The organism is Pseudarthrobacter sp. MDT3-1, assembly GCF_054510755.1.
In genome coordinates this window covers 78,593-95,028 of record NZ_JBTNDX010000007.1, presented here as the reverse complement: position 1 = coordinate 95,028, position 16,436 = coordinate 78,593, and the positions used below count along the sequence as shown (strand labels likewise).

General features: G+C 65.0%; 19 protein-coding genes. 8 read left to right on the top strand and 11 right to left on the bottom strand.

All coding sequences use genetic code 11. The features are described 5' to 3' along the window. Nucleotides 1–23: 23 nt before the first annotated feature. Nucleotides 24–1,175, bottom strand: coding sequence for an ABC transporter permease (locus tag ACX80X_RS07485; RefSeq protein ID WP_252602229.1), 1,152 nt, complete (start codon nucleotides 1,173–1,175; stop codon nucleotides 24–26). Continuing rightward, on the bottom strand, nucleotides 1,172–2,143 hold the full coding sequence (locus ACX80X_RS07480) for an ABC transporter ATP-binding protein (RefSeq protein ID WP_459311637.1): 972 nt from the start codon (nucleotides 2,141–2,143) through the stop codon (nucleotides 1,172–1,174). The genes ACX80X_RS07485 and ACX80X_RS07480 overlap by 4 nt, the downstream gene beginning before the upstream one ends. A gap of 216 nt (nucleotides 2,144–2,359) precedes the next feature. Between ACX80X_RS07480 and ACX80X_RS07475 the strand changes: the two genes are divergently transcribed. Further along, entirely contained in the window at nucleotides 2,360–3,718 is a 1,359-nt protein-coding gene (locus ACX80X_RS07475) for an aspartate kinase (RefSeq protein ID WP_252602223.1), read from the top strand. Nucleotides 3,719–3,862: 144 nt separating this feature from the next. Here the strand turns inward: ACX80X_RS07475 and ACX80X_RS07470 are convergent, their stop codons facing one another. Both ACX80X_RS07470 and ACX80X_RS07465 read right to left on the bottom strand, forming a co-directional pair. Further along, nucleotides 3,863–4,078, bottom strand: a complete 216-nt coding sequence (locus tag ACX80X_RS07470; protein WP_252602242.1) for a hypothetical protein — start codon at nucleotides 4,076–4,078, stop codon at nucleotides 3,863–3,865. Nucleotides 4,079–4,210: 132 nt separating this feature from the next. Next, nucleotides 4,211–4,453 carry a hypothetical protein gene (locus ACX80X_RS07465; protein ID WP_252602220.1) on the bottom strand — a complete coding sequence of 81 codons (243 nt, stop codon included), beginning with the start codon at nucleotides 4,451–4,453 and terminating at the stop codon, nucleotides 4,211–4,213. A gap of 82 nt (nucleotides 4,454–4,535) precedes the next feature. On the opposite strand from ACX80X_RS07465, the gene ACX80X_RS07460 reads away from it, so the two are divergent. Genes ACX80X_RS07460 through ACX80X_RS07445 form a run of 4 tightly spaced genes read left to right on the top strand, consistent with a single transcriptional unit; the run spans nucleotide 4,536 to nucleotide 6,882 of the window. Beyond that, nucleotides 4,536–5,018 (top strand): MarR family winged helix-turn-helix transcriptional regulator, encoded by a 483-nt coding sequence (locus ACX80X_RS07460; protein WP_252602218.1) that lies wholly within the window; start codon nucleotides 4,536–4,538, stop codon nucleotides 5,016–5,018. 40 nt (nucleotides 5,019–5,058) lie between these two features. Next, entirely contained in the window at nucleotides 5,059–5,622 is a 564-nt protein-coding gene (locus ACX80X_RS07455) for an SSI family serine proteinase inhibitor (protein ID WP_459311635.1), read from the top strand. Next, nucleotides 5,600–6,532 carry a 3-methyladenine DNA glycosylase gene (locus ACX80X_RS07450; protein WP_252602215.1) on the top strand — a complete coding sequence of 311 codons (933 nt, stop codon included), beginning with the start codon at nucleotides 5,600–5,602 and terminating at the stop codon, nucleotides 6,530–6,532. Before ACX80X_RS07455 ends, ACX80X_RS07450 begins: the two co-directional genes overlap by 23 nt. Continuing rightward, complete coding sequence (locus ACX80X_RS07445) at nucleotides 6,529–6,882, top strand: serine protease inhibitor (protein ID WP_252602213.1); 354 nt, start codon at nucleotides 6,529–6,531, stop codon at nucleotides 6,880–6,882. The genes ACX80X_RS07450 and ACX80X_RS07445 overlap by 4 nt, the downstream gene beginning before the upstream one ends. A gap of 81 nt (nucleotides 6,883–6,963) precedes the next feature. On the opposite strand, the gene ACX80X_RS07440 is transcribed toward ACX80X_RS07445, so the two are convergent. The 3 genes from ACX80X_RS07440 to ACX80X_RS07430 form a co-directional block, all read right to left on the bottom strand. Then, nucleotides 6,964–10,128 carry a S8 family peptidase gene (locus ACX80X_RS07440; protein WP_459311692.1) on the bottom strand — a complete coding sequence of 1,055 codons (3,165 nt, stop codon included), beginning with the start codon at nucleotides 10,126–10,128 and terminating at the stop codon, nucleotides 6,964–6,966. A 414-nt stretch (nucleotides 10,129–10,542) separates the two neighbouring features. Continuing rightward, a complete protein-coding gene (locus ACX80X_RS07435) occupies nucleotides 10,543–10,767 on the bottom strand; it encodes a hypothetical protein (RefSeq protein WP_308293082.1) in 225 nt (74 codons plus the stop codon). A gap of 96 nt (nucleotides 10,768–10,863) precedes the next feature. Beyond that, nucleotides 10,864–11,049 (bottom strand): hypothetical protein, encoded by a 186-nt coding sequence (locus ACX80X_RS07430; RefSeq protein ID WP_252566883.1) that lies wholly within the window; start codon nucleotides 11,047–11,049, stop codon nucleotides 10,864–10,866. Nucleotides 11,050–11,310: 261 nt separating this feature from the next. On the opposite strand from ACX80X_RS07430, the gene purS reads away from it, so the two are divergent. From purS to purL, 3 genes are read left to right on the top strand one after another with little or no spacing between them, the layout of a single operon-like run. Next, nucleotides 11,311–11,562 carry a phosphoribosylformylglycinamidine synthase subunit PurS gene (gene purS, locus ACX80X_RS07425; RefSeq protein WP_056348600.1) on the top strand — a complete coding sequence of 84 codons (252 nt, stop codon included), beginning with the start codon at nucleotides 11,311–11,313 and terminating at the stop codon, nucleotides 11,560–11,562. A gap of 1 nt (nucleotide 11,563) precedes the next feature. Further along, complete coding sequence (gene purQ / locus ACX80X_RS07420; RefSeq protein WP_252610117.1) at nucleotides 11,564–12,337, top strand: phosphoribosylformylglycinamidine synthase subunit PurQ; 774 nt, start codon at nucleotides 11,564–11,566, stop codon at nucleotides 12,335–12,337. Continuing rightward, nucleotides 12,334–14,664, top strand: coding sequence for a phosphoribosylformylglycinamidine synthase subunit PurL (purL, locus tag ACX80X_RS07415; RefSeq protein WP_252613969.1), 2,331 nt, complete (start codon nucleotides 12,334–12,336; stop codon nucleotides 14,662–14,664). Before purQ ends, purL begins: the two co-directional genes overlap by 4 nt. Nucleotides 14,665–14,734: 70 nt before the next feature. On the opposite strand, the gene ACX80X_RS07410 is transcribed toward purL, so the two are convergent. The 4 genes from ACX80X_RS07410 to ACX80X_RS07395 form a co-directional block, all read right to left on the bottom strand. Further along, nucleotides 14,735–15,076 (bottom strand): hypothetical protein, encoded by a 342-nt coding sequence (locus ACX80X_RS07410; protein WP_252613971.1) that lies wholly within the window; start codon nucleotides 15,074–15,076, stop codon nucleotides 14,735–14,737. After that, nucleotides 15,066–15,674 (bottom strand): hypothetical protein, encoded by a 609-nt coding sequence (locus ACX80X_RS07405; RefSeq protein ID WP_252613972.1) that lies wholly within the window; start codon nucleotides 15,672–15,674, stop codon nucleotides 15,066–15,068. Before ACX80X_RS07405 ends, ACX80X_RS07410 begins: the two co-directional genes overlap by 11 nt. Nucleotides 15,675–15,791: 117 nt before the next feature. Continuing rightward, nucleotides 15,792–16,085, bottom strand: coding sequence for a DUF503 domain-containing protein (locus ACX80X_RS07400; RefSeq protein ID WP_248762970.1), 294 nt, complete (start codon nucleotides 16,083–16,085; stop codon nucleotides 15,792–15,794). Nucleotides 16,086–16,107: 22 nt separating this feature from the next. Continuing rightward, nucleotides 16,108–16,425, bottom strand: coding sequence for a putative quinol monooxygenase (locus tag ACX80X_RS07395; protein ID WP_252602205.1), 318 nt, complete (start codon nucleotides 16,423–16,425; stop codon nucleotides 16,108–16,110). Nucleotides 16,426–16,436: the final 11 nt, after the last annotated feature.

The following is a 16,436-nucleotide window of genomic DNA, read 5'->3' as shown; positions in this document are numbered from 1 at the left end:
GAGCCGTCGTCGGGCACACCGGCTTAGGCGATGCGGGTTCCGCGTGCCAGCCTGTGTGCCGGGGTGCGCAGCGAGCGCCAGCCCAGCCACATCAGCAGCCCGGCAAGCAGCAGCTGCAGGCCGAGCCCCAGCGGCCACAAGGGAGTGGACTGTGCCAGGTACTGCGGCTTGGCCTCCCCGTTGGCGCAGGGGTAGGTGCCCTCCGGACCGGCCATGGCGTAGCGTGCACCCTGGCTGATGGATTCGATGGCCCCCACCGGTGACGACATTCCGAGGCCACTGTTGACGCGGACCGTGTAGGGGATGGCATCGGCCACCACCACGTAAGGGTTCATGGCCAGCATCCACGCCACCCTTTCGGTGCGAACTGCTGGCTGGGCACGCAGCGGTCCGGAGCAGGTGTACTCCGGTTCCTGCGGCGCTGTTTCGTCGGGTACCGGCCGCAGCGGTTCGTAGTTGCGGTACTGCGCCTGGTTGGCCATAACGGTGCCCTGCGAGAGCCCGGTACCCAGGCCGAAGGCAATCAGGGAACCGAAAACCAGCCCGGCCACGGCAAGGTACGTGACGACAATCGAGAACAGCGGACGCCCCGCCAGCGCGGAAATTCCGACGCCGATGGCACAGACCACACCCACCTCAACCGCGAGCATCAGCAGGGCCACGATGACATGGCCGGGCGTCATGCCGCCGAGGGCCACTCCGATGACCAGGAACGGCGTGCTGGCAACCAGGAAGGCCAGGGCGGCGGCCCACGCGGCGAAGAACTTGCCCCACAGGATCTGGCCGGGACGGAGCAGGGTCACCTGCAGGATGGCCAGGGTCCCGCCGGCGCGGTCGCCGTTGACGGCATTGGCAGACAGTGCGGGCGCCACCAGCAATGCGAAGAGGAGGACAAAGGCCAGGACCACTTCGAAGATCATGGACCCCGGACCGGTGTCGGGCGGCAGAAAGTTGGAATAGGCGCGCTGGGCTTCGCGCTGGGCGTTCCAGCTGGCCCAGGTCAGCCAGGTCACCAGGCCCGTCAGGATGAACCAGATGGCCAGCATGATGTACCAGCCGCGGGACCGGAGCCGCTGCTTGAGTTCCAGGACCACCACATCCCGGATGCCGGCAAGGTAGCCGGCACCAAAGCCGGAAGCCGGCGGGCGCTGCGTTTGTTCTGTCAGCTGGCTCATCGCCGCTCCCCCTCAAGGTTCATGTAAGTCTCTTCCAGGGCACTAGAGGCGGGGGCAAAGGAGCTGACCCCGACGCCGGCGAGCACCAGGTCGCGGAGGAGGCGGGCGGCGTCGTCGTCGTTCAGCAACACCAGGCTGACGGCCGGCCGGCGGCCGTCCTCAACCCGGAACGTCAGGCCCAAGTCCGTGAGTTTGGCGGCGAGCGCTGCGCCGTCGGTTGCCGAGATGGCGTAGCGCCTGCCGGAGGCGGCAGCCGCGTCCGTGGTCTGGTGCCGGACCGTCCTCCCGCGGTTGACGAACACCGCTGCGTCCGCAATTTCGTCCAGCTCGCTGAGCACGTGGGAGGAGACAACGATGGACTTCCCCTCCGCCGCAAGCTGCCGCAGCATCACGCGCAGCTCCACCCGCGATCCCGGGTCCAGGCCCGACGCCGGCTCATCGAGCAGCAGCACGGACGGATCGTGTATCAGTGCGCGGGCCAGGCTGAGGCGCTGCTGCTGCCCCCGGGACAGGACACGGGCCGGCTGGTCTGCAAGGTCACTCAGGCGGACCCGGTCCAGCATCTCTGTAACGCGCTGCGGGATTCCGGCCTTGGGCAGCCGGTAGAAACGGGCTATCTGGGTGAGGATCTCACGGGCGGTCAGGGACTCCCACACGCCCAGGGTATCCGGCATCCAGCCAATCCTTTTCCGCACTTCCGCGCGGTGGTGCTGCGGATCCAGCCCATCCACCGTGACAGTGCCGGAATCCGGCGCCAGCAGTGAAGCCAGCATGAGCAACAGCGTGGTTTTACCGGCACCGTTCGGGCCGATCAGTGCGGTGACTTTTCCCGCCGGAGCATGGAAATCCATGTGCTCGACGGCGTGCACCTGCCCGAAGCTGCGGCTCACCGCGGTGGCGCTGATGCCGTCCTGGCGCGGGCTTTCCGGCTGGGCCGGAATGCCTATTCTGTCCCAGTTTTCTGTCATTTCCCGAGCACCTGTCCCCCAAAGCCGTTCATGCATACTGACTATATGAGCCTACGCCTGAGCCGACGGGCGCAGTATCCGCCGGAAGGCTGAGATTTGGACACAATTCCGCGTCCGGCCACAGGCGGCGATAAACTGGGCTGACACGTCACGCCGTCCAGCCGCAAGGCCGTGCCTGACCTCCAGAACTCCGATTGATCCAGTGAAGGTACGCGCATGAGTACGCCCACTTCCGAAGTGCACACAGCAACGCAGCCACAGGAGCTGCCCGAAGGCACTGCCGTGACCAAACAGCTGATTGTGCAGAAGTTCGGCGGCTCTTCCGTGTCGGATGCCGAGGGAGTCAGGCGCGTCGCCAAGCGCGTGGTCGACGCGCAGCGGGCCGGCAACGAAGTGGTGGTGGTCGTTTCGGCCATGGGCGACACCACCGACGAACTGCTGGACCTCGCCGCCCAGGTGACAGACTCCGCCCCCGCCCGCGAGATGGACATGCTCCTCTCCGCCGGTGAGCGCATCTCCATGGCCCTGCTCGCCATGGCCATCAACAAGTTCGGCGCCTCGGCGCAGTCCTTCACCGGCTCCCAGGCCGGCATGATCACCGACGGCATCCATGGCAAGGCTCGAATCATCGACGTCGATCCGCACCGCATCCGTACGGCCCTGGACAAGGGGCACATCGCGATCGTGGCCGGCTTCCAGGGCATGAGCCGCAGCACCAACGAGATCACCACCCTGGGCCGCGGCGGCTCGGACACCACCGCCGTCGCGCTTGCGGCCGCACTCGACGCCGATGTCTGCGAGATCTACACAGACGTTGACGGCATCTATACGGCTGACCCCCGAGTGGTGCCTTCCGCCCAGAAAATCGACACCATCTCCAGCGAGGAAATGCTGGAACTCGCGGCGTCCGGTGCGAAGATCCTGCACCTGCGCTGCGTTGAATATGCGCGCCGGTTCGGTGTGCCGTTGCATGTCCGGTCCTCATTCAGCCAGAACGAAGGCACCTGGGTCATCCCCAGCGCCGAAGACAAGATCACCACTCAAGAGGGAGTTGCCTTGGAGCAGCCAATCATCTCCGGCGTTGCACACGACCGTTCCGAAGCCAAGGTCACTGTGGTGGGTGTCCCGGACATCCCCGGCAAGGCGGCCGCGATCTTCCAGGTCATTGCCGACGCCCACTCGAACATCGACATGATCGTGCAGAACGTTTCCACGCACGGCACGGGCCGGACGGATATTTCCTTCACGCTCCCCATCGTCGAAGGCGCGGAGGCCCTGGAAGCGCTCAAGGCCGCGCAGCCGGACATCGGGTTCGAGAACATCGAATACAACGAGCAGATCGGCAAACTGTCCCTGATCGGGGCCGGCATGCGGTCACACCCGGGCGTCTCCGCGACGTTCTTCAAGGCCCTGTCCGACGCCGGGATCAACATCAACATGATCTCCACCTCGGAAATCCGGATCTCCGTGGTGACACACGCCGATCTCCTCGATGACGCCGTCCGGGCAATCCACAAAGCCTTCGACCTGGACAGCGAGGACGAGGCAACCGTCTACGGCGGCACCGGGCGCTAGGCCGCTCTTAGAAAGCAACGAGGGCCCACGCCCCGCAGGGTTCCCTGGCCGAGCTTGCGAGGCTAGGGCGCGGGCGGGGAGGGTCACTTCCGGCCCGATAAACGAAGGTTATCGGGCCGGAAGTGACCCCGCGTTGCTTTTGTTTCAGCCCTGTTTGTCCAATTCTTCGCGGCGCACGGCGTAGTGATGACCTTCGGAATCGGTTTCCACCACGAAGTGGGAAAGATCCTCGTCAGAGGCCTGCTCGAACTCATCATGCTTGTGGACCACGGGCGAATCCGTGTCCAGACGCGTTGCCGGCCCGAAGACAAAGCGGAGCCTGTCAGTCGCGTGCATAAAACCGGTGAGCGCATGTCCCATTGTTTCCACCCCCCTTCCCGCGTTGCGGGCGAAAGAGCCACTGCCTCCTTGTGGAGTCAGTGCCCTTATTTTACGCCCGCCGCCCGAAAATTGGTCTGGTGAGGTTGGGCATGGTGGGGAGGCCGGGGAGCGTCAGCGGAGGGACTGGTCGTCCGGGTTCCTGGGCACAACATAGGTGCTGCCGTCCGGGCGGGTGACCGTTTCCCATTGCTGGGTTTCCCGCTCGCGCTGAACCAGGAGTGCCCGGTTCTCTTCGGTCATGTCATGCACCAGGGAACTGCGGTTGGCCGGGCCGAAAATCGCCCTGAGCTTGCCGGTTGCGCGCATGAACCGCTGGGATGCGTTGCCCTTGTCGCCTGACTTGCCTTTGCCCATGAAAGTGACCCCTTCGATAGAACCCAATTACCCGCTTCAGTGTACGCTAACAATTAGTGCACTAACTATTGGAGGAAATGTTATGACGGTACTGGCCGGCGCTGCGCGGCAGCAGGACGATGACCTCCTCTTGGAGCAACAGCTCTGTTTTGCCCTCACCGTGGCATCCAGAAGCGTGGTGGGCGCCTACAAGCCCGTCCTCGAAAAGCTCGGACTCACCCACCCGCAGTACCTTGTGATGCTGTGCCTGTGGGAGTCAGCACCCCGCACCCTGCGCAGCATCAGTGAAGCCCTGGCGCAGGCCCCGGCCACCATCTCACCGCTACTTCGGCGTCTGGAGGAGGCCGGCTTTGTCACCCGCCAGCGGGTGGACGGAAACGAACGCACCCTTGCCGTGGGCCTGACCCCGGCCGGCGCCGCGCTGCGTCAGCAGGCCATTGCTGTCCCGGGCACCATGATGGAACGCCTGGGGCTGACCCGTGAGCAGGTGGGCGCGCTGCACAAATCCATGATGGGGCTCATCGCCGCCTCCGCCGGATCCAACGGGCAACCCGCCGGGGAATAAATGCGGCAAGGCGTAAAATGGCAGCAACCTAGGAGGGTCTATGCGTTTGCGAACAGTACGGCCATTGCTGGCGGTCCTCGCCATTGCCGGGCTCGCCGCTTGTACGGGCACGCCTGACGGGACCGGGACTTCATCCGCCAGCCCCACAACCAGCTCCTCCGCCAGCCCGGGCGCCTCCGGCTCCCCCGCTCCGGACACCGAGACCACCGTCCCTGCGCCGTCCCCTTCAGCACCCCCGGCCCCGACGGCAGGCCCCGGCGCCGGCAACGCCGAGCTTGCCATCATGGTCAGGCCCTCTCCCACCGAAGCGGCAGTGAACTACACGCTGGTCTGCCGCGGCGGCCTCCCCACGGCTGAGAGCAAGCACCCCAGGCCGGAGGCTGCGTGCGCTGCCCTCAAGAACAACGCTGCGCTCCTCAGCCCGGCCCCCAAGAGCAAAGACGTGGCCTGCACCGAACAATACGGCGGCCCGCAGACCGCCACGGTCACCGGGATTGTGGACGATACTCCCGTGGATGCCACGTTCGCGCGCACCAACGGCTGCGAAATCGGTGCCTGGAACGCAGCCCAGGACGTCCTGGGTGCCAGCGGTGGAGCAACGTAGCCTGCTGACGGCCGAGGCCTGGCGTGCCCGCGAAGAAGCGCACGCCCAACGCGTCCGCCGTTACTCGGATCCCTACCTTGCCCGCCGCTCGGCAGGTAGGAAGCACCCGGTGGAGGACTTTCTTTTCACTTACTACACCCAGAAGCCTGGCCAGCTGCTGCGCTGGCACCCGGGAGCCGGCGTCGTACTGACCGCGGAAGCGGCGTCCGCCCGCATGGGCTGGAAGCACTACAAAACGCTCGACGACGGCGAACTCGCCTCCCTTGGGCTGCCGCCAGGAACCCCTGCCGTGACCTTTGACCGCGCCCGGTTCCTGGCCGACCGGCAGGAGGCGGTGGCCTTCGCGGACATCATTCTTCGCGGCACCGCTGCCCGGCCCGCGCAGTTCGGCTGCTTCGGGCTGCACGAATGGGCCATGGTCTACCGACAGGACAAATTCGACCTGCGCCATGAATACCTGCAACTGAGGCTGGGTTCGGCCGGCACGGACAAAGTGGTGGAGGACAACAGGATCCGGTGCTCACACTTCGACGCCTTCCGCTTTTACACGCCCGACGCGATTGCGCTGAACGAACTGGCGCCCAGCCGCGAAAACCAGCGGCACATGGAACAGCCGGGCTGCCTGCACGCCAACATGGACCTCTACAAGTGGGCGTACAAACTGCTGCCCGCGCTTCCCAGCGAACTGGTCATGGATTGCTTCGAACTGTCCTGGCGGATCCGGGCCATGGACATGCAGGCCTCCCCCTACGACCTCGCGGAGTGGGGTTACCCGCCCATTCGGATCGAAACCGCGGAAGGCAAAGCGGCCTACGTTGAGCATCAGCGCGCCTTCGCCGGTGAGGCTACTGGGCTCCGAGGTCGCCTGGCGCAGGCCTTGGCACCGCTTCGAACTGCGGGGACCGTATGAAGGACCTCGAGCTGACCATCAGGGTCACGGAAGACCCCGACTCCCCCGAGTACGAGTTCCGGCTGATAGTCCGCGATGGCCGCCCTGCTGACGGTTGTACCGTGCCCGATTCCGCAGCAGCGTTGTCAGCGATGGAACGCTTCGGTGAGGACATCTTCTTTCCCAAACCGGCCCCCCCGAAACTCTGCACGCAGCAATACGGCGGGCCGCAGGTGGCCGTTGTGACCGGCTCCATCAACGGCCGTCCCGTCAGTGTGACTTTCCGGCGAACCGATGGCTGTGAAATCTCCCGCTGGCGCGCCATGGCTCCCCTGTTCGGCGGGACAACTGGTTCCCGCGGCGAAATCTGACCATCGGCGGCAGCCTCCGCAAAACGGGAACGCCGCCGGAACCAAGCGGTCCGGCGGCGTTCCCATGCTGTTGCTGAAGGGCTAGAGATCCATATTGCGGTTTCCGGAGAACTCCGGGACCTCCTGCTTCTTCTTTTCCTTTTTGACCTTGTCCTTCTTGTCGTTGGCAGGGTCATCGGCAGTTTCATCAGCAGGGACCACCAAAGCACTGCCTGGTGTGACAACCACAGATACGAAGGTGGGCGCGCTCGAACCCGCGAACGTCACTCGGCCGATATACGAGCCTTCAGCGAGGTCCTTCCACTGGAGCTTCAGAATGCCCGACTGGCCGTTCCCGAGCCGCAGCGGATTGGGGGTCACAGTGGCATTTCCCACGTTGGCTCCCAACACCGCAGCGTCCACGGACGCCTTCGTGGGCTGCCCATTGGGGCTTGCGTAGAGGTTCACAAAAATCGTGTACACGCCCGGAGCCGGGTTCGGAACCGAAATTGATTCACTGGCAGAGGCCGTCTGGGCCAGCAGGGCCTGGCCCGCCGGGTTGAAGACCACCATGTCGAAGTCGGCGGCCTCGTCCGAGGAAAAGACGGAGAACTTTGCCAACGGCGATCCTGCCGGAACGGTGACCTCCTTGGCGAAGTTGGACGCGTCCGTTTCCAGGGCCAGCGGCCCTGGCACCAGTTCGATGGCCGAGGAGTCAGCCTTGGACAGTCCGTCCAAAGTAATCTTCACAGGCGCGTTGGTGCCCGAAACCACCGGAATGTCGCCCTGCCCCTGGCCTCCTTCCGAGGTAAACGCCAGGTTTGCCGGTGCCACCACTGACTGCGGGCGGACGGCCACCGGCGATGCCACGTTCTTGCCGGCACCCTGCCAGATGAGGTTGCCCATGGCAAACTGCCCCAGGGCAGCGCTGGTGTTCTCGAACTTGACCTTGAAGGTGCGCTTCTCGCCGGCAGCATTGAAGCTAAGGATCGACGGCGTGACCGTCACCTTGACGCCAGGAACGCTGGCCTTGGCCCGGTAAACGCCTGGGGTCAGCGCGGTGACAGTCCGCGTGACCTCTGTCTTGCCGGTGAGTGCCCCCAGCGCGAACGAGGCAACATTCATATCCCGCGGTGCGGTTGTTCCGAGACCCCGGATGCCCATGTCCAGGCCCGTTCCCTGAATGAACTTCAGGTAGTCGTCCTCGGAATTGTCGTAGACGAGGCCGGGATCCAGGACCCGCGCAATGTCCACGTGGCCAGCGCCGGTTGCGAACACGTCACCGTTCCGGCTGCCGTCTGCGTTCTTGATATCAGCTGCCGTGGTCATCATGGCTGACTTGACGGTGGCCGGAGACCATGTGGGGTTCTTGGCCAGGATCAAGGCGCCAAATCCGGCCACGTGCGGCGCGGCCATGGACGTCCCGGACATCATGCCGAACTGGTCGCCGCCGGAACCGATGGGCGAAACGCCTGCCAGCACTGCCACACCCGGCGCCGCCACGTCAGGCTTGAGCAGGTCTGAGCCGGCGGCAAGCAGCGGGCCCCGGGAGGAGAACCCGGCGATCTGAGGCTGAGGCGCGGCCGGAAGGCCGGTGGTGTCCGTGTTTACCAGGGAGACCTTGATGCCGGGGTTGGCGATGATCTTGTCCTTGATCTGCTGCGTGGCTGGCGGGTTCACGTGCACTGTCGGGACTGCGTGGCGGTCAAGGTCCTCGGAGGAGGTGGTTACGTTGACCAGAATCATGCCGATGCCGCCGGCGCGCTGCACCTCGGCGCTCTTGGCTACGCGGTCCACCACCCCGCGGTCGCAGACAACAATCTTCCCTGTCACCTTGGCGGGATCCAGCGCATTGGGTGCGCACAGTTCCGGGTTTGCTGCGCCGGCGGCTGCGGCACTTGCCGCCAGCACAACGTTGCTCGCAGGAACGGGAGCGGACATAAGACTGGCGCCGCGGTACTTGCTGCCGTCCTCAAATTCGACGGTTCCCTGCAACTCCGTGGAGAAGGAGCTCGCGGCCACTGTGGTCAGCCACGGAGCGCCGTGGTTTACGGTGCTTGCCGTGGGTCCCGAGTTTCCGGCGGATGCGGCAACAAAGATTCCCGCGGACGCCGCGGAAAGGAAAGCCAGGGAAACCGGGTCCGTGGTGGTTGAGGTGCTGCCGGAGATGGAGTAGTTGAGCACATCCACGCCGTCCAGGATGGCTTGATTGATCGCGGCCACGGAGGCGGAGCTGTAGCACCCTCCTGTGGCTGGGTTGTCGTCCTCCCAGCAGACCTTGTAGACGGAGATCTTAGCCGCCGGCGCAACGCCGCTGGTGATGCCCATATCGGTTGCACCAAGGTTGGCCCGGACGTTCGCGTTGCCCGCGGCAGTGCTGGCGGTGTGCGTCCCGTGGCTTCCCACATCCACAGGCGAAATCAGTTCTTCGGGCGCGCGGTTCTCCGGCGCCACGTACGCCATGAAGTCGTCAGCGAAGTAGCGGGCACTCAGTACTTTGGAGTTGCAGGCGCTGCCGTCAAACGCAGCCCCGGTCCCCTGCCCCTTCTGGCACTCACCAACGAAGGTGTCGCCGTCGGACTTGAGCATGGCGATATTGCCGTCTGCGGTGCGGTACGGGGCGCCCATCTGGGCCTGGCCGGCGAGGGGTTGCACGTCGTCCCCGGCGAAGAACGGGTTGGAGGGTGTGTAGCCGGAGTCAATAACGCCCACTACGACGCCTTTGCCGGCATTCTCCTGCCCGCCGAAGGCAGTCTTCCAGATGCCGTTTTCACCGCTGAGCCCAAGGAAGTCTGTAGTGGAGTAATCCGGCGCGTTCTCCGTGTCCGGTGCCACCATGAGGACGGCCGGGTCCTTGGCGAGCTTAGCGGCCTGGTCGGCGGTCAAATCGGCCGAGAACCCGTTGATGGCAGCCGTGTACTGGCGCTTGATCCGGACGCTTTCGGACCCGGCCACAGCGTTCTGCCTGCCCTCAAGGTGCGCCCGGTACTGCTGGACTTCCGGCCGGTCGGCGTCAAGCTTGCTGCCCTTCTGGGGCTTCGTCGCTGCGAGTCCGGGAGTCCCGCCGTCGTAGGTGGCCGCCGGCTTCTCGGCCAGGACCACAATGTAGCGGCCGGCGGGGTAGTCGCCGGGGTTGATCTTCTTTGAGGCAACTGCCGTGTTTGCTTCAGCGGGCGCCGCGGTAGCGGGGCTCATCGCCATCGAAGAAAGGAGCAGCGGCAAGCCCACGGCCAATGCCGCTGCTTTCCGGAGTCCCCCGCCCCGAATGGGGCTTTTTCCAGTTGATTTCACGAGCGACTACACCTTTCACGACGAACGGCCGGCCACGTTGCCGGTCTGGAGCAGCTGGGAACGGCACACGACATTACAGATTTTGTAATGCTGTGACCAGCCGTTACAAACAGTACAGACTGAGAGCTGAATATGACATAGGACACATCAGGTGTATACGTCAATCATGCAGCTACAAGGCGGGGCCGGGAAGGCACAAAAGAAAGACCCCGACGCGGGCCGGACTTTGGAAATGTCCAGCTCCGCGCGGAGGTCTTCTTTGGTGCTAGGAAATCACCTGGCTCAACCCTTGGGCGTTACCTGCAGGCGGTCGAAGGAGACCTGCTTGCCGTCCTTGTCCAGCACCACCACGCCGTCGCGGCCGCTCTGCACACCTGAGGGCAGGATGAACTACACCGTGTTGTCGGTGGTGGGGAAAATCCAGCCGATCCGGTAGCTCTTCTTGTTCAGGTACACGTAGTACCACTGGCCGTAGTCGAGACCCTCCAGGGTCACCTTCTGGCCGTTGCGGTACTTGTCCTGCGTGCCGAGGTCGAACGGAGCCGCCTGTTCCTCGAGGTCCTGGACGGCGAGGACAGGGACCGTCTCGGGCTGCGACGGCTGGAGAGCCAGCACCGGCACGTGCAGCGGGCACAAAAACGGGCGCCCCCGCTCAGGGACGCCCGGTTGAGGCTTGGGCAAAGACTTGAGGCGTGGATAAGGAGTGGGCGCCTACTGCCTGGGCGTCCGAACCACGTCACTGATCCACTGGCGGGTCTTTTCGTCCACGGGGCCGGCCACGCGCGTTTCCCGGGCAGCCCGGTCCGCCTTGATCTTCTGCATAACCATCCGGCCCAACCCGGCAAAAACGGCCACGGCCATCATCGGCAACAGCAGAGATTTCGATTTTTCAGCCATGCGGTAATCCTAGTGACGCTTGCTCCACGAGGCCATAGCCGCCGTCGTCCTCCACCTCCCGAAAGCCCGCCCCGCCGCGATGACTGTGGCCGATCCCACCGAATACAGGGTGCGGCGCTCGGCCCGGTAGAATGGCCTAGCAAGCTCGCGGAGCGCCCGTCCACACTGTTCGAAAAAGAACGTCCCCAGCATCCCGGAACGGCGTAAGACGGCGTGACTCCGCTGCGCCCTTACCCAATGCTCACGCACAGGAGTTGCCGGATGCCCCGGATCGTTGTTGACGTCATGCCCAAGCCCGAGATTCTGGACCCGCAGGGGAAGGCCATCGTGGGTGCACTCCCCCGTCTGGGCTTCACCAGCTTTAGCTCTGTCCGCCAGGGCAAGCGCTTTGAACTGACGGTTGAGGGCGAGGTGACCGACGCAATCCTGGCCCAGGCCCGCGAAGCCGCCGAGACCCTGCTGTCCAACCCCGTTATCGAAGACGTCGTCAACGTCGAGGTCGTCGAGGCCTGAGATGACTGAACTTCCCTTGATCGGCGAGGCAATCGCCGTCGCCGCCGAGCCCCGGCTCGCCGGTGCCCGGATCGGCGTTGTAACGTTCCCAGGCACCCTTGACGACCGCGACGCCGCCCGTGCAGTCCGGCTCGCCGGCGGCACTGCAGTGCCGCTCTGGCACGCGGACACCACCCTGGGTGACGTGGACGCCGTCGTGATCCCCGGCGGTTTCTCCTACGGCGACTACCTCCGCGCCGGTGCCATTGCCCGCTTCGCGCCGCTGATGTCCAAAATCATCGACGCCGCCAACTCCGATGCCAAGCTGCCCGTGCTGGGCATCTGCAACGGCTTCCAGATCCTGACCGAGTCGCACCTGCTGCCCGGCTCCATGATCAAGAACGACCACCTGAAGTTCATGTGCCGCGACCAGGTCCTGCGAGTGGAAAACAGCAACACCGCCTGGACCCTCGACTACACGGCCGGCCAGGAAATCACGGTTCCGCTGAAGAACCAGGACGGCCAGTACATCGCGGACGACAAGGTCCTGGACGCGCTCGAGGCTGAAGGCCGCGTGGTGTTCCGCTACGTGGGCTTCAACCCCAACGGCTCGCGCCGCGACATCGCCGGCATCTCCAACGCCGCCGGCAACGTGGTGGGCCTGATGCCGCACCCCGAGCACGCGGTGGAAGTTGGCTTCGGCCCCGAATCCCTGGACGGGATCGGCGGGTCCGACACCGACGGCCTGGGTTTCTTCACCTCCGTACTGAACAAGATTGTGGGAGGCAACAAATGACCGAGATCAATTCGGTGGTCGAGCCTGTCGAGACCAAGAAGTTCAATATCGACACTGTCGAGAACGCTGCCAAAACGCCCGACACCGACCTGCCGTGGGCCGAACTGGGCCTGAAGCAGAACGAGTTCAATGAAGTAGTGAAGGTCCTGGGCCGCCGCCCCACCGGCGCCGAGCTGGCCATGTACTCCGTGATGTGGAGCGAGCACTGCTCCTACAAGTCGTCGAAGAACCACCTGCGCCAGTTCGGCGAAAAGGTGACCGACGAGATGAAGAAGGACATGCTGGTGGGCATCGGCGAAAACGCCGGCGTCACCAACTTGGGCGACGGCTGGGCCGTGACGTTCAAGATCGAGTCCCACAACTCGCCGTCGTTCGTGGAGCCCTACCAGGGTGCTGCCACCGGCATCGGTGGCATTGTCCGTGACATCATCTCCATGGGCGCCCGCCCGGTTGCCGTGATGGACCCGCTGCGTTTCGGCGCCATCGACCACCCGGACACCGCCCGCGTTATGCACGGTGCCGTTGCCGGCATCGGCGGCTACGGTAACTCGCTGGGCCTGCCGAACATCGGCGGCGAAATGGTCTTCGATTCTGTTTACCAGGGCAACCCGCTGGTTAACGCGCTGGCTGTCGGCGTGATGCGCCACGAGGACATCCGCCTCGCCAACGCGTCCGGCAAGGGCAACAAGGTGGTCCTGTTCGGTGCACGCACCGGCGGCGACGGCATCGGTGGCGCCTCGGTGCTGGCCTCCGAGTCCTTCGACGACACCAAGCCGTCCAAGCGCCCCGCCGTCCAGGTGGGCGACCCCTTCGCCGAGAAGGTCCTGATCGAGTGCTGCCTGGAGCTCTTCAAGGGTTCCCTCGTTGAGGGCATCCAGGACCTCGGCGCCGCTGGCATCTCCTGCGCAACGTCCGAGCTCGCCTCCAACGGCGACGGCGGCATGGAAGTTGAACTGACCTCCGTCCTGCTGCGCGACCCCACGCTGACCCCGGGCGAAATCCTGATGTCCGAGTCGCAGGAACGCATGATGGCCGTGGTCACCCCGGAGAACATCGCCGCGTTCGAAGCTGTGATGGACAAGTGGGCCGTGGAGTACTCCTGGCTCGGCGAGGTCACCGACACCGGCCGCCTGATCATCACCTGGGACGGCGTAGTCATCGTGGACGTCGACCCGCGCACCGTGGCCCACGACGGCCCCGTGTATGACCGCCCGTACGCCCGCCCCTCATGGCAGGACTCCGTCCAGGCCGATTCCTTCACCGGCTCCGTCCAGGACACCGGCCGCCCCTCCGCCCCCGCGGAACTGGCTGCCGCCGTCACCGAGCTCGTGGCCTCGCCGAACATGTGCAGCAAGGACTGGATCACCAACCAGTACGACCGGTACGTGGGCGGCAACACCGCCCTGGCGTTCCCGGACGACGCCGGCGTGGTCCGCGTCGACGAGGAAACCGGCCTGGGCGTTGCCCTGGCCACCGACGCCAACGGCCGCTACACCTACCTCGATCCGTACCACGGCGCACAGCTGGCGCTGGCCGAGGCCTACCGCAACGTGGCCACCTCCGGCGCCGTACCGATGGCCGTCAGCGACTGCCTGAACTTCGGCTCCCCCGAGGACCCGGACGTCATGTGGCAGCTCGCGGAGGCCATCCGCGGCCTGTCCGATGCCTGTATGGTGCTGGGCATCCCGGTCACCGGCGGCAACGTCTCGCTGTACAACCAGACCGGCACCACGCCCATCCACCCCTCCCCCGTGGTGGCAGTGCTGGGCAAGCTCGACGACGTTGCCCGCCGAACGCCGTCAGGCTGGCGTGAGGACGGCCAGGCCATCTACCTGCTGGGTACGACGGCGGCTGAACTGGACGGTTCCGAGTGGGCCAACATGCGTGGTCACCTCGGTGGACTGCCGCCCAAGGTTGACCTCGCCGCCGAACGCGAGCTGGGTGAAATCCTGATCAACGCGTCCCGCGACGGCATGGTGGACTCCGCGCACGACCTCTCCGAAGGCGGCCTCGCGGCAGCCCTGGTGGAATCCGCACTGCGCTACGGCGTGGGTGCCCGGATCGCCCTGCAGGACGTCCTGGACCGCGACGGCGTGGACCTGTTCACGGCGCTGTTCTCCGAGTCCCAGGGCCGCGCGGTTGTCGGCGTGCCCCGCTCGGAAGAGGTCCGGTTCAAGGACATGTGCACGGCCCGCGGCTTTGCCCACACCCGCATCGGCGTGGTGGACGCAGCCAGCGGCAACCTCGAGATCAACGGCGTGGACACCATGTCCCTGGCCGCCCTCCGCGAAGCCCACGAGGCGACCCTGCCGAAGTACTTCGGCTAGTACCCTCCATCGATTGCTCCGTAACTGCCCTTTTGAACCCTCATAACGGCGGTTCCGGAGCAATCGTTCGTTAAGGCCGGGGCCGCCACCCCGCCTGGACAAGGGCGGAACGAACCTTGGCGACCGCAGGCTTGGCGTCATTGAGCATGTGCCGCTTGGAAATCCTGACTTCAGTCCACCCCAGCGTGTGGTACTTTTCAGAACGCGTGATGTCCCGGACGATCTGCCCGTCCTCACCGTGCTGTTCACCTTCGTACTCGATCCCGATCCGGTACTTGCGGTAGGACAGGTCCGGCTCGTGATGGCGTATACCGTCGTCGCCGATGATCGGCACGTTCAACTCCGGTTCCGGCAGCCCCGCCCTCACAATGGCCAGCCTCAACAGAGTCTCCTGCGGCGAGTCAGATCCCACGCGGATGAGTTTGATGGCTTCCTTGGCCCTGCGTAGCCCGCGCTTTCTTGTGCCTGTCGATCATTCGCTGCAGATCAGCCAAACTGCACAGCGGCATGTCCCTGTCCTCAAACGCCGCCCTCGGCACGCGAACACAGCTGTCCCCCATGGCCACAAGCTCGTCCACCGTGAGCATTTCCGCCATGTCCAGCCAGGATCGCTCCGGAGTGGTCACGGGAATCCCGTCAACTGTGGCGACCTCATCGCTGTAAAGCTTCATGCGGTGCACAATGACGTGCGGCCTGTTCAGGTGTGCCGATCCCTCAGGCCTGATGACATGAAACATCTCTGGAGTCCCCTTCTGCTGACGTCGCGGCAGCAGAAGCATCTCCGCCGCGGTGAGGTGCGACGCGGCGCATCGCTCATTGACCTCGATGAAGGGCCGGACCCTGTCAGTCAAGGGGAGCTCCGCCGTCGGGCTTTCCGACCGGATCCCCTTGCCGAGCCGATGCAGTGTCCGGTGTCGCAGCCGCTTGTGCGACACTCCGGCGCGCACCGCCTCGACAACTGTGAACGGGCGGTCCTGTAGTTCCTCGGGCAGCGGGCGCTGGGTCTTCATGGATTCATCAGAGCAGAATACGGTGTGCGCTGCAGAAGTTATCCACAGCCTTCATCGATTGCTCCGTAGGCGCCGTTTTGGGCACTCAAAAGGGCGCCTACGGAGCAATCGATGGGGTCAGTCGTCGCTGCGGAGCTCCCGCTGCCTTGAGCTGAGCAGTTCAAACTCGGGCCGGGCGGCCACAAAGCGTTCGACGGCGGTGAGCACCTCCACCAGGTGCGCCCGGTCTGCTGCCACCAGGCCGGCGCCCACCTGCGAGCGCCGGTACTGGTCGTGGTCCCCCACCTCCGCGACGGACACGTCGAAGCGGCGCTTGAGCTCGGCCAGCAGCGGCCTGATGACGGAGCGTTTCTCCTTCAGGCTCTGGACGTCGCCCAGGAGGATGTCGAATTCAATCCAGCCGATCCACATACAGTAATCGTATCGATCGGGGTCAGATGGTGAGTTCGCCCATCCGGTCCCAGCCGTCGCCGTCGAGCTGGCGGCTGATGATGTGCGGCGTCTCAGCCAGCGCCTGCGGCATGTCCGCCATGGCCTGCTTGAAGTGTGTGCTGCTGATGTGGTCCCCGGCGGCGTCGTCCTTGAAGGCTTCCACCAGGACAAACTCGTTGGGGTCATCCACACTGCGGGACCAGTCGAACCAGAGGTTGCCGGGCTCCGCGCGTGTGGCTTGGGTAAATGCGTCCACGAGGCCGAGCCAGCGCTCGGACCAGTCGGGTTTGACCTTGAATTTCACGACGATGAAGATCATGCGGTATTCCT